Consider the following 13604-nt stretch of genomic DNA (forward strand, 5'->3'; position numbering starts at 1 on the left):
ATGTTTAGTATTGTTTAACTATCTCTCTAATCAACTTGAGCACTTAAGAACTTGTTTTGCCCGGCTGACGTAATGTTTTCAGACGAGATTTGGAGAGGTGAAGCATGATCAGAATTACGAAATTGATCCTTGTTTTCTTTGCGTTTGTGGTGCCGTTGGCGGTGTCCCATGGATTTGCAGAGGAGTGGGTGGCCAACAAGTTGCGTGGTGGCGTTTTTGTATTTGATGATGGTGATTGGCAGCAGATTTTCCGGGGCCATGTCGTGGACAGTTCAGCAGCCATTCAAACAGCACCAAATGCACGTGTTGTCTTCATGCGTGGCAAGGAGTCAATTGATGTGCGGGGCGACACTCGCATTCGTATCAAGGATCGTGTGGGCGCACTTTCAACTGTAGTCGAGCAGGATTTTGGCGAAATCACCGTCGATGTTGAAAAGCAGAATGTTCAGCATTTTGCTGTTCGGGCGCCGCTGCTTACGGCTGTTGTTAAGGGAACAAAATTCACCGTTAAAGCCGATAAGAACGGCAATGCGGCCGAAGTGCAAGTGCGCCGAGGTCGTGTTGAAGTGCAAGATAATGAGCGAAAAGTCAAAGTTGACGTCAAGGCAGGTCAACGCGCTGGACGACAAGGCGGCACCAACGCAATTGTCGAAGTTAGCGGACGCGGTTCGATAGAGTCATTCTTTGGCATGGCGTCCAATAAACCCATCGCCAACGATATTGCCGAACTTAAAGCCAAGCTCGGGCTTGAGAATGCGGCGTTAAACGCCAGCAAGCAGCTAAGTCAGTCCAAAGCCAAAAACGAAAATGCCAACAACAGCAATGTGGGCGGTAATAGCAACGCTGGTGGCAGTGGCAGTAGCAACGGAAATGACAAGGGCGATGCCGGGAGTAACGGGAAAAGCGATACCGGGAACAACAACAAAGGCAACGCTGGAAGCAACAACAAAGGCAATGCTGGCGACAATGGAAAAGGCAAGGGACGATAGTTCCTGCTCTTGAAGTAAAAGATTGATTGCGTGAACGGGCCCTTTGTAAAAGGGGCCCGTTTTATTGTAGCGTAAAGTGAATAGCAACCAATTCATGGTCTTATGGCTTTGAATTGTCGGCGCACTCACCCGGGTTGGAGCCGCCAATCATCGTAATTGGCTTACGAGTTTGGGACGAAATGGCGCTAACGCTTAAAAAGATATTGACTTTGGTTGCGGTGACAGCCTTTGCGCTATTGGTCGAAATGGTTGGCGGCTTGGTGCCTTTTGATCGATATTTTAACGAATATCATTATTCGATGATCAATGAGCCCGTCTCAGAAAAATTTGTGATTGTTGCGATCGATCCTGCCAGTTTGGAAGAGGTGGGACAGTGGCCATGGCCGCGGCGTGTTCACGCGCAAATCATTGATGGGTTGATCGAATACCAAGTCGACGAGATCGCTTTGGATATTGATCTATCTCAGCCCTCGAATGCGCTTGATGATCTGAGGCTTACTGAAGCGCTTGGACGCGCTGGGGGCTTTACCTATCTTGCGAGCTTCAATCAATTGGTGCGCCAGCGTGATGGCACTGTGGCCATCGCAAATTCGCTGCCATTGGCTCAGTTTCGTGCTTATGGCGAGCCGGTTATTGTTAATGTGCGTCCCGATGATGATGGCAAGATCCGGGAACTGGATAACGGGGCACGTATCGCGGGTGAAAACATTAAGAGTTTGCCTTTTGCCGTCAGTCAATATCAGGCGCCTGAGGCGCAACCATCGGTTCTCGTCAATTATGGGTTAGATCTCGCTCGGATTGACGTTATCTCCGCCATTGACGTGATCGAGCGTCGGGTTGAGCCCGAGCGTCTGGCCAATAAAACAGTTTTGGTGGGCGCCACAGCTGTTGAGCTTGGGGACATTGTTTTGGTGCCCAAATATGGTCACATACCCGGCGTTGCTTTGCTGGCACTCGCCGCCGAAAGCCGATTAGAGGGCAATCGACTGACATCGGTCGGCAGTTGGCCAGGTGTGCTGCTGGTGTTCGTCATGTTGCTGGCGCTTGTTCTGCGCGGAAAGCCCTTTTCAATCTGGTCGTTGGTTGCGACTTATGTTGTCGCCTTTGTCCTGGTTGAGTTGCTTGCCTTTTACGCCCTGTCGCAATTTGGCTATTTGATAAACTCGGCGGCGGCGCACACTGTGGCGTTTGGCGTGATCGTACTGTTTTTCTTCTACGAGCTAACCGTCCGACGTGCTGCCATTGAGCAAATCAGCATCGAAAATGTGCGCATGCAGGCCATTCTCGATCGTGTGGTTGAGGATAATTTTGACGGCGTGATCATTATTGATGGCCAAGAGAGAATTGTGTCGGCGAGCCGCCCCGCCGAAGAAATATTGCAGGCGCGCGCTGGACTTGCAGGGAAGAAAGCGCAGGTTTTGCCAGGGCTGTTCTTCAAAGAAGCGGTGCGCCTATTGCGGCATAAGGTGATGGCGGGGATTCCAAGCAAGGTATCCAGCCTGCATCATTTTGAGCAGGGCATTTATGCCGACAAGGGATATCCGGGACGGCCGGTCGCGCTCGAATATTCGATTACCGTTTCGCGCATTGATCTTGGCCATGGGGTGAATGAGCAGGTGGCATGTTTGACGTTTCGTGATGTGACCGAGCGTCTCAATCATGAGCAACGCCTGTCCTATTTGGCCAATTACGACACGTTGACGGGGGCATTTTCGCGACAAAAACTTGTTGTCGAGTTGGAGAATTATTGTCGACCGCGTTCCGCAACACCGCGCGATATGACCCTATTGTTGCTTGATCTGGATCGCTTTAAAAACATCAATGATAGTTTGGGCATCAGTATTGGGGATGAGTTGCTCCGGCAAGTGGTGAAACGCTTGGGTAAGCTGGGTCTATATAGTGTCACCCGGTTAGGTGGGGATCGGTTTGCAGCAGTCTACCCACATTTGATGGAAGAGCATGAGGTGCCAATCTTGGCCAACAAGGTGCTCAGCGCCATCGTGTCGCCTTATACCATCGGTGCGCACCGGGCGTTGATCGGCGCCAGCTTGGGTATGACGGACACCAACAATTCCGGCTATTTTGCTGAAGATTTGCTTACCCACGCCGATATGGCGCATTCGGAGGCCAAGTCGATGCCGGGGAACAGCTTTTTCCCCTATCGTAGTGAGCTCAGCGCACGGGTTAAAGATCGGCAATCTATTGAGGTGGCCTTGTTGGATGCGGTTCAGAATGGGCAATTGTTTTTGCAATATCAGCCGCAGGTGGATTTGGCCACCAATCGCATTATAGGCGCGGAATCCTTGGTCAGATGGCAGCACCCGGAACTGGGTTTCGTCCGTCCTGACCGGTTTATATCGGTGGCGGAAGATAGTGGTATGATCATTGAAATTGGCCGATGGGTGCTTTTGCAATCTTGCATGGATGCTGCGAAATCCACTCGCGGCGGACGCATTGCGGTGAATGTTTCGGCGGTTCAGTTCGAATATGGCGATGTTCTTGGCGATATCGAATATGCGTTGAAGGAATCTCAGCTTGATCCGTCGCGACTGGATATTGAAATTACTGAAAGCGTGTTTGTGTCCAAACAGGACCGGACCATTGGCATTCTCGACTCAATTATTGAGCGCGGTGTGGGTATTGCCCTCGATGATTTTGGCACGGGCTATTCATCCTTGAGCTATTTGAGCAAGCTGCCGGTGAATAAGATCAAAATTGATCAGGCCTTTGTGCGCAACTTGCCGCAAGACCAACATTCAATGGCGATCATTGATGCTGTTGTTTCGCTATCAAAGCATATGAACAAAAAAGTGGTGGCTGAGGGCATCGAAACGCAGGAGCAGGCGGATATTTTGCGGCGCGCTGGCTGTCATATCGGGCAGGGCTATCTGTTCGGCAAACCGTTGGGCCGCGAAGAATTCTGTAATCTGTTGGAAAGCTATAATGCGCCACTGCAAAAAAATGCAGTTTAGCAGCCCAAATTCAGGCATATTCCTCACGCATTGATAGTTTTTTGATTCACAGAGCGGTGCTTATGCGTCTTTTTATTCTCGCGGCGGTTGTTTTCGCCCAACTTTCTCTCCCAACGATGGCGCAATCCCTGCGCGAAAAAGCCGGTCAGATGATCATGATCGGCTTTCAGGGCGATCAAGCGTCCGGCCAATGGCACAATGGCGTCAAAGCCTTGGCTAAAGAGGGGAAAATTGGCGGTGTATTGTATTTGAAATACAATGTCGCCTCGGTGGATATGGTCAAACGCAAAAATGCGGATTGGCAATCCGTGGTGCCATCAGCTTTGCCCTTGCTGATTAGTATTGACCAGGAAGGCGGCAAAGTGGAGCGGCTGACCAACTCGGTCGGGTTCGCTGAAATCGCCAGCGCCGCCGATGTAGCCAACTCCATGAACGCCAGATCGGCACAAACGCTTTATGAAAATCTGGGGCGCCGTTTGGCTGCGTTGGGCTTTAATGTGAATTTCGGGCCGGTGGTAGATGTAAATGTAAACCGCAACAACCCGATTATCGCCAAATATGGGCGGTCATTTTCAGCAAACCCTGATGTTGTGACTGACTATGGCGCTGCGTTTGTGAAGGGTCACAAGGCGGCAGGCGTTTTGACAGCGCTGAAACATTTCCCGGGGCATGGGTCCAGTCAGGCCGATAGCCATTTGGGCTTTGCTGACATCACGGACAGCTGGCGGGATACGGAATATGTGCCGTTTCAAAAACTCATCAGCCAAAATTTGGCGCAAATGGTGATGGTGGGGCACCTTTATCACAAGAGCTTTGCTGAGGCGGCGAGCAACGATTATCCCGCCAGCCTATCGCCTGTCGCGATTAATGGCGTGTTGCGCCAAGGGCTTGGCTTTAATGGTGTTGTGGTATCCGATGATTTGGAAATGGGCGCGATCACAAAGCATTATGGCTTTAAAGAAGCGGTGTTGGCGGCGGTGCGCGCGGGCAATGACATCTTGCTTTTTTCAAATACGCGCGAACCAAGCCTTGAATTGCCAGACAAAATACTCAATCTATTGATCAGTGAAGCGGAACGCGACCCGGCTTTTGCTCAGATGATTGAGCGAAGTTATGCACGCATTGTGGGCATGAAAGGTACGTTGGCCCGATAGGTCCTTTGCCCCAGGCAATGCAACAAGGTAAGGTGTCACAAAAATGACGCCTGAATCGGGTTGAGTATTTGGGGCGCAGTAGAAATGCGAGCGTAAAAGAATGATGCAAGAACACGAAACCCGGCATGTAAAAGCCTTGTTTATATCCGATGTCCATTTGGGCATGCGGACCATCCGGGTGGACCAGTTGATCGACTTTTTGCAGGTTCATGACGCTGAAACGATCTATTTGGTTGGCGACATCCTTGATGGATGGCGCTTGCAAAAATCCTGGCATTGGCCTTCAAGCTATAATCTCTTGGTGCAACGACTGCTGGAGAAAGCCCGCAAAGGCGCGCGCCTTATTTATTTGCCGGGCAATCATGATGAATTTTTGCGCGACTATATCGGCACCCATTTCGGCGACATCGAAATCATTGATCGCGTGATCCACCATGCTGCCGATGGCAAGCAATATCTGGTGATCCATGGCGACCAGTTTGACGTGGTGGTGCGCCATGCCAAGTGGCTGGCCCATGTGGGCGACTGGGCTTACAACGCGGCCTTGCGCATCAATATTCTGGTCAACTGGGTGCGGCGCAAACTGGGCCTGAATTATTGGTCTTTGTCCGCTTGGGCCAAACATAAGGTCAAGAATGCGGTGAGCTTTATCGGGCGTTATGAAGAAGCGCTGGCGCATGAAGCGAAAGAAACCGGCGTGGATGGCGTTATTTGCGGCCATATTCACCATGCGGATATGCACGATACTTATGGCACACGTTATATCAATACGGGTGACTGGGTGGAGAGTTGCACCGCGATTGTCGAAAATCACGATGGTCAGTTTGAATTAATCCATTGGACCGACATGGCCACCAAACCCCAACAAGAGGCGCGCCGTAAAAAGGCGCGTGAAGTTGCATGACAAGGCTGCTGATTGTCACCGATGCTTGGCACCCACAAGTGAACGGCGTTGTACGCTGTTTGGACAAGGTGGGGCAGGAGCTTCGGGCAATCGGTTATCAGGTGGACTATCTGACACCTGAGCGGTTTTGGACCATGCCGCTGCCTACCTATCCTGAAATCAGACTTTCATTGGCATGGTTGGGCGAAATTGGTCACATCATAGAACAATATGATCCGGACCATATTCATATTGCCACCGAGGGCCCGTTGGGGCTGATGGCTCGTTATATTTGCACCGCCCAGCATTGGGCATTCACCACAAGTTATCACACAAGATTTCCAGAATATGTCGCGGCGCGCATCCCTGTGCCCTGCGAATGGTCATACGCCTATTTGCGCTGGTTTCATGAGGCGGCAACCCACACGCTTGCGCCGACGCGCTCGGTTGTTGAAGACTTGAAAGATAAAGACTTTCAACATGTTGTTGAATGGACCCGAGGTGTTGATTCAACGCGATTTGTGCCGGGTGAAAAAACGCTATTCCAAAATTTGCCGGGGCCGCACCTTCTTTGCGTGGGGCGGGTGTCGGTTGAGAAAAATGTTGAGGCCTTTTTGCGGCTAAATGTACCGGGCACGAAAATCGTGGTGGGTGATGGGCCGCAACGGGCGGAGTTGGAAACCAACTATCCCGACGCAGTTTTTGTGGGGCGCAAACAAGGGGAAGAATTGACGGCGCATTATCAAAGCGCCGATGTTTTTGTTTTCCCATCTAAAACCGATACGTTTGGCAATGTTATGCTTGAAGCGATGGCCTGCGGTGTGCCTGTGGCGGCTTATCCTGTGATGGGGCCGATTGATGTGCTCACAGATCCGCGGGCGGGTGTCATGGATGATGATTTGGCCGTGGCGACCGAAAAAGCGCTTAAGTTGAAGCGGGCTGATGCCCACAGCTTTGCCTTAAATTACAGCTGGGCGGCCTGTGCAGCGCTTTTCCGGCAATATCTGGTGCCTGTGGCCAGCGGACGCGAACGCGCAGCGTAGAGCGCCACTGAGATCGTTTTAACACCAAAAACATACCTTCGGGCTTGTCAGCTTTGGCAAATCAGCGCAACCTTATGGTCTTAACTCCATTAGGATAGGCAATTTATGCTGTTTTCAGTGCGCGAAGCGTTCTTGTCCCATCAAGGACGCACCTCAAGTTTCTATGCCTTCAAATTCTTGGCCGTCGGCATTGCCGTACCGTTTCTGCCGCTTTGGCTGAAGTCGGAGGGGCTGAGCGATTCCGATGTGGGCTTTGTCAATTCGGCGCCCATCTGGATGATGGTACTCATCAATATTTTTGTTGGTCGGATTGCTGATAAGGCGAGCGACTGGCGACAGGTGATCATTGCGGCAAGCGTTCTTTCGGGCTTGGCGTCAGTCACCTTGTTTTTTGCCCAGGGCTTTTGGGCCATCCTGTTTTGTTGGACGCTTACTGTTTTGCCCTTCATGGTGGGGGCGCCGGTGACCGATGCCGCTGCGGTGCGGATGGCGCGTCGGCGCAATCTGGATTTTGCGATGATCCGTGTTTGGGGCACCGTTGGCTATGTGGCCGCCAATCTCTTTTCGGGGTGGATGCTCAATCTTTCAGGTGTCGGCATTTTCTTGCCGCTGTTTGTCAGTTTCTGTCTTATCCGCGGTCTTATGTCCTTGCAGCTGCCCAAGTTTCGCAGCAAAGCGCCAGAAGATGAAACAATCGGGCCCGAAGTGGTGGTGGCGCCGCCACATCGGCTGCAGGCGCAAGAAATCAAACATGTGTTTCGACCTTGGTTTGCGTTGGCCATTTTGGGGTCAGCGTTTATCGTCGCGTCCCACGGTCCGCTCTATGCATATGGCTCGATCTTGTGGGATCGCTCCGGGTTGCCCTCCACCATTATTGGCCCACTCTGGGCAATCGGTTCGGGTGCGGAAATCCTGACATTCTTTGTGTTTGCCCGCGTGGCAAAACGCTTCTCCGCCCGTCATCTATTGATATTCGCCGCTGGCGTCACAGCTTTACGCTGGTTCGGCATGAGCTTTGATCTACCGGTGTGGGGGTTCTTCTTGCTGCAAATGCTGCACGCCATCACCTTTGGCATCACCTATTTGGGGACGCTCAATTTCGTGGCAAACTGGACAGCAGAGAGTTTTGCGGCGGAGGCTCAGAGTTTGGTGCAGGTAACAGCGCAGGCGAGTTTGGCCACCTTCATCGTGATTTTTGGCTTTGTGTTCTCGGCATTTGGCGCGCCCACTTTTATGATGTCTGCATTGCTTGCGGCGATTGGCGGCGGTTTGATTTTCACCTCGCTCATATTGGTCAATCCACGCAGCGAAGCCTAGCGATAAGGCGTTACAGATATTTGATCACCGCAATGAAAAACGGCGCCCAAAGGGGCGCCGTTTTGTTTTAGATCGTTATTCTTTGCTTAGTTCAAACGCCCTTGGGCATGAGCCAGCATTGTATAAATCTTGCCGCGGTCTGAGGTGAGCAAGGCTTGTGTGTCGCGCACAGGGTCAGCGCCGCTGGCGGCATCACGGAGCAATTGCTCGAACTCGCCCATAAAGTCTTTTGCCGTGCCCGCAAATTCTTGATCTTGCTTCAATGCTTTGCGCACATCATCAAAAATGCTTTGTCCGGGCAGGGTATAAAGGCGACGGGAGAACACACCGCTCTCACCATTCTGGTAGCGACGCCATGCATCGACCAGCGTTTTGTGGTCAACAGCTTCAACCATCTCAGCGGTCAGGTTTTTCAGGTTGCCGCCGCGACGTGCGCTGCTGGCCTGCTGATTGGCAGACGCGTTGCGCAAAAGGCTACGTACCCAGCTGCCTTGCTCATCATCTTGCGATGCGCTTGGCGCTGGCTGTGCGGCACGCTTGCGTTCCGCTTCTGCGGCGCGTGCATCCTGCTCCTCAATCTGCTTTTCCAGCAAGGCAGCCAATTGCTCAGAGGAAATATCATCCTCATAGCTTTGTTCCGCCTTTGGTGCTTGCGGTTGAGGGGCAAGCGGAGCTCTTGATGCAGGGGCCGCTGGCTGTTCTTCGCGTTTTGGCGCAGCCTGTGGCGCAGGGCGCGGTTGTGAAGGTGCCTCGGCCCGTGGGGCGGGGCGTTGCTCAATTGTTGGCGCAGCCGGTGCCATAGACGCCGTTTGGCGTGGCGCGGCGGGCTGTGCGTTGACAATCTTATTGAGCTCTTCAAGCGCTTCGATTTGCTCGGCCACAACCTGGCGCATCTTGGCCGCGCTGGCTTTGGTTTCTTCTGGCAATTCCATCACGCCACGTTGCAACTCTGAGCGTGTTGAACTCAACTCTTCGCTCAGCTCTTTTGCGGTTACGCGCATGGCTGATGATGTATCGTTGAACCGTTCTACCGCAGCCTGGATAGATTGCTGCATTTCGTCGATCAAAGATTTTTGTGCCTGTTGCAGGGCTGTTGTGGCCCGTTGGCTCTCTACGCCAGCAGTCTCTGTCATATCGCGAAGATTTGTGGAGACAGCTTGGGATGCATTGCTGACCGTTTGCGTGAGCGTGTCTTGCGTTTCTGAAATGCGGTTTTCGGTTTCAGCAACAGTATCTGACAGCGATTTTGCAAAGGTGCGCAAGCGGGCGTCAATCTCTTCAGCGCGTCTTGTGAACCCAGCCACCAGAGCATCCATTGCTGTGCGGCCACCTTCAATGGTGTCCACTGTAACAATAGAGGCGTCTGTAAGCTCTTTGGCTGCAGAGGTGAAGCCAGAGGTTTGCCCTTCAAGCACATGCTTGATTTCGCCTACCTCTTCGAGCAAGCCGTGAATAGTGCTTTGAAGCGCGTTCACATGTTCGCCCATCAAGCGGCCTGCATCGTCTGTGCCCGCCAATGCTTCGCGCACCGCGTCTGAGTAGCGTGCTGTGTGCTTGGCCACGCCATCTTCGAGAGAGGCCAAATTGTTGGTTGATGTTTCCAACACTTGTTGCAGCAGCATGTTTGAATCGTTGAGCTTGGACAGGGCTTGGGTAACATCTTCTTCGATACGTGATGTTGAGTAAGCCATGATTTCTTCGGCGCCGCGGGCATTTTGCTCCAATGCACTGCGCAAAAGGTTTTGCTGGTTGGCCAGGCGCTCTTCGATGTCCGTGGTTTTCTTGTCGATCAGTTTTGACAAGGTATCGGACTGCACTGCCACCACTTGGTTCATGGCGCGGGCCTTGTCGCTGAGTTCTTCTGCGGTGTTCACCGCCCGAACGGACACAAGCTCTTCCATTGTGCTGGATGCGGTGCGCAATTGCTCCATAGCGCCACGGATCACCAGATCCATGCGCGATGCGGTGCGTTCCACATCGGACGAAATGTCCGTGGTGAGACCAGAGAGTTTCTCGTCCAGTGCCGCCACAATCTTGTTGGCGCCGGCATCCACATTCTCAAGCGCTTGATCGAAGCTGCTTGTGAACGCGGTGTTCATTTCACTCAAGCGAGTTGCTGTCTCATTTGCCCGCTGTGCGATGGCATCGGGCAGGGTACCCAATTTGTCATCAATGGTGCGCGACAGATGCTCGGTTGACATGGACATGCGCTCTTCGCTCTCGGCCACACGGGATTCGATTGAGCTTGAAAGGCTTTCGGTCGCGCCAGTGATGCGCTCTTCTGCGCCGCGTGCACGGGCTTCCATCGCATCTGACAGGCTTTGTGTCGCCGCTGTGATGCGCTCTTCCGCTTCCTGGGCGCGATCCTGCATGGATGTGGAAATATTGTTGGCTGCAGCGGCCAGGCGTTGCTCTGTCGCGGAGAGGCGGCTGCCGATGGTTTGGTCCAGATCGCTTGTTGCTTTTTCGAACAAGCCAGTAGAGCTGCTGACTGCATTCTCCACACGACCCGCTAGGGTTTCGGTGCTGGCTTCGATGTTGGAAACCGCGTCGGTCACTTTACCAGCGACACCAGTTTCAGCATCAGACAAGCGCGCGATGGCCGCATCAATTTGGTTGCCCAAATTGTCGTTTACGCGGGCCACTTGCTCTTCGATCATTTGTGACACGTGGTTGGAACGTGATTCCATTGTGTCATTCACATCGCGCAAGCTCTCATCAATGCTTTCGCGGAAGAGTTGACCGGATTTTTCAAAGGTTGAACCCAACTCTTTGGTGCGGTTTTTCATGGTCGCATCAAGGTCTGCAGCGCTGGTTTGCAGCACAGTGTTGAACTCAGATGTACGCTGATTGATTGTGCTTTCAAGCGATTGTGCGTGCTGTTTGAACCCTTGCTCATTTTCATTGAGCGTGGTGATCAAGCGTTCGCCCTTTTCACTCATGATCTCGTCCATGGAGTGGAGGCGGCTGTCCAGAATAACAGCAACTTCATCCACGCGGCTGGTCAATTGTGAAATGGTGTCCTGACCGGCGTTGGCCAACAATTCGCGGGCATCATTGGCACGTTCGTCCAATGTGCCACCCAATTGCAGCAGTGCAGACTGAACTGCGCTTTCCAAATTATTGGTCTGGATTGAGATGCTCTCATCCACGCCAGAGCCAAAGTCAGCCAAGGTGCGCTGGGCGTATTCTGCATTTTGCAAAATCTTGGACGCCAGGTTGGAGCCAACATTTTCCATGTTGGTGGCGATTTCTTCGCCGCGCAGGTTGAGGTCGACCAGCACAGATTCACTTGAAGCGCGCAACACGCCTGAAAGCTGGTTGGTGCGTTCTTCAATGATGCTGGAGAACTCTGATGTACCATCTTCCAATGATTGGGTGAGGCGGGCAATGCGGTCGTCGACATTTTCTGTAAAGCCGCTTGCGCCGCGTGCCAACACGTCGTTGAGGGCGTTGGTGCGATCCTCAATGGTTTGGGCCAAATTGGTGTGACGCTCGCCAAACGCGTCCATCATATAAGTGGTACGTTCGTTCAGCAGATTGTCCAGCTCGTCGCGCTTGGAATCCAAAGTTTCGCTGAAGTTGGTGGCGCGGGCGCTCAAAACCTGGTTGAGGCGGGCAGTGCGGTCTGCCACTTCGCTTGAGAGCTGCTCGGTGCGTTCCACCAAGGTTTTGTCGAAGCGCTCGTTTTGCTCTGAAAGCGTGGCGCCAAGCTCTTGCGTGCGCAAGGATACTTTTTCGGACAATTCGTCCGCGCGCATGGCGAGAGTTTGGTCAAAATTGTCACTGTGCGCCGATAGCGTGCTGTCGAGCTGTTCGGTGCGTGCCGCCACCTTGTCGGCCAGTTGATCGGCGCGATTGGCCAATGTTTGGTCAAACTGAGCGCTTTGTTCAGCCAATGCTGACGCCATGGCGGCTGTGCGCTCATCCACGACAATATTCAGCTTTTCGGTGCTGTCATCGAGCGATGTCACCAAATCCGTGCGGCGGTTCTCGATCGTGTTTTCGAAACGGTCGCTTTGTTCCTTAAGCGCATTGGTGAGCTGATCGCCTTGTCCTGCTATGGACTGGGTGATGTCGCCGCCCGTTGTGCGCAATTTGTCCACAACGGCGCTGCCAACTTCGTCCAATTGCTGGGAAAAGCCGGAGTGTACGTCTGAAATTGCCTCGCGGACGCGTTCAGAATTGGTCACCACCGCATTGCGCTGATTGGCCAGTTCTTCGATGAGGGAGCGCATGCGCAATTCATTGTCGGCATAGGTGCGTTCAAGTGAGTTCACTTCATTGTGCACCATCACCTCAAGTTCGCCAGCGCGCGACAGAGCGCGTTCCAGCCCGTCGCCAATGGCGTTGACTTCGCGGCGCACGGCTTGGCCCACAGTTGTGATCTGTGCCGTGGCTGTTGATTCAGGCTCGGTGAGGCGCAGGGCCGCTTGGGTCATGGATGATGCGGCCAGGCGCAAATCCTGGGCGCGTCGCACAATCATCGCGATGGCAAAAAACGCGAGAACCGGGATCAATAGAAGTGCGGAAAAACCGGCAAAGTCCGGCGATTGAGCGAGTGTTGCGAATTGGGTGTTGGCCAGATCTGCGCCAAAACGCATATAGCCAAGCGTGCCGATAATCGCGATCCAGCATACTGATGCCAAAGCCGCCAACCAGTATGGCACGGAAGAGGGCTTGGACTGCATGGAATAAAGGATGCCGGCGGCGGACGACCGATCATCATTGGCAACAGAGGCGGCACGACTGGCGATGCGCTCAGCTGAACGCGAACGACTTTCGCTGGTGCGTCTGCCCCGGCTGTTCTTTTCATCTGCCTTGGGTTTATCCAGCTTAGGTGCCTTGCTGGATTTTACATCAGAATCTGATTGGGACTCCAGTGCGCTTTCCACCGCTGAAAAAGCCAGTGTGGCTGGATCATTTGAAGAGTTTTTGTTCTTTGCCATACTCAATACTACCTTTTGCGTCCGCACAATGCCCGGCGAACTTTAGGGTGAGCTGAGGCAAGTTTTGTGCAAAATAACACAGCCGGAGCGTCCTCCGGAACTTGGTAAAGCATTAAAACAATAATGCATTTTGGGCCACAGTACCCAACGCCGCCGAACGTTGGTATCATGCCTTTATACACCAAATGAAGGTGATCGAGACATTTTTATTAAAAATTAGTTAACGCGCAAGAGTGCCAACAATTTAAAATGTTTATGCCAATCGGCAACTTACAGGCTTTAAAGCTTGATTCAACC

At 52.8% G+C, this 13604-nt stretch carries 7 protein-coding genes; 6 read left to right on the top strand and 1 reads right to left on the bottom strand.

All coding sequences use genetic code 11. The features are described 5' to 3' along the window. Nucleotides 1–104 precede the first annotated feature (104 nt). The 6 genes from MXMO3_RS07435 to MXMO3_RS07460 all read left to right on the top strand — a co-directional run bounded on the left by MXMO3_RS07435 (nt 105) and on the right by MXMO3_RS07460 (nt 8358). Complete coding sequence (locus MXMO3_RS07435) at nt 105–989, top strand: FecR domain-containing protein (protein WP_117395449.1); 885 nt, start codon at nt 105–107, stop codon at nt 987–989. A 179-nt stretch (nt 990–1168) separates the two neighbouring features. After that, nucleotides 1169–3961, top strand: a complete 2793-nt coding sequence (locus tag MXMO3_RS07440; RefSeq protein WP_117395450.1) for an EAL domain-containing protein — start codon at nt 1169–1171, stop codon at nt 3959–3961. A gap of 62 nt (nt 3962–4023) precedes the next feature. After that, nucleotides 4024–5115, top strand: coding sequence for a glycoside hydrolase family 3 protein (locus tag MXMO3_RS07445; RefSeq protein WP_117395451.1), 1092 nt, complete (start codon nt 4024–4026; stop codon nt 5113–5115). A gap of 100 nt (nt 5116–5215) precedes the next feature. Beyond that, nucleotides 5216–6019: a UDP-2,3-diacylglucosamine diphosphatase gene (locus MXMO3_RS07450; RefSeq protein ID WP_027834385.1), complete on the top strand. Its 804-nt coding sequence runs from the start codon at nt 5216–5218 to the stop codon at nt 6017–6019. Beyond that, nucleotides 6016–7041, top strand: a complete 1026-nt coding sequence (locus MXMO3_RS07455) for a glycosyltransferase family 4 protein (RefSeq protein WP_117395452.1) — start codon at nt 6016–6018, stop codon at nt 7039–7041. The genes MXMO3_RS07450 and MXMO3_RS07455 overlap by 4 nt, the downstream gene beginning before the upstream one ends. Before the next feature lie 105 nt (nt 7042–7146). Next, a complete protein-coding gene (locus MXMO3_RS07460; RefSeq protein WP_027834383.1) occupies nt 7147–8358 on the top strand; it encodes an MFS transporter in 1212 nt (403 codons plus the stop codon). A gap of 86 nt (nt 8359–8444) precedes the next feature. Here MXMO3_RS07460 and MXMO3_RS07465 read toward each other — a convergent pair whose 3' ends face one another. Continuing rightward, a complete protein-coding gene (locus MXMO3_RS07465; protein ID WP_117395453.1) occupies nt 8445–13307 on the bottom strand; it encodes an apolipoprotein A-IV repeat region-like domain-containing protein in 4863 nt (1620 codons plus the stop codon). Nucleotides 13308–13604 lie beyond the last annotated feature (297 nt).

The sequence above is a fragment of the Maritalea myrionectae genome (assembly GCF_003433515.1).
GTDB classification, from domain to species: Bacteria; Pseudomonadota; Alphaproteobacteria; order Rhizobiales; family Devosiaceae; genus Maritalea; species Maritalea myrionectae.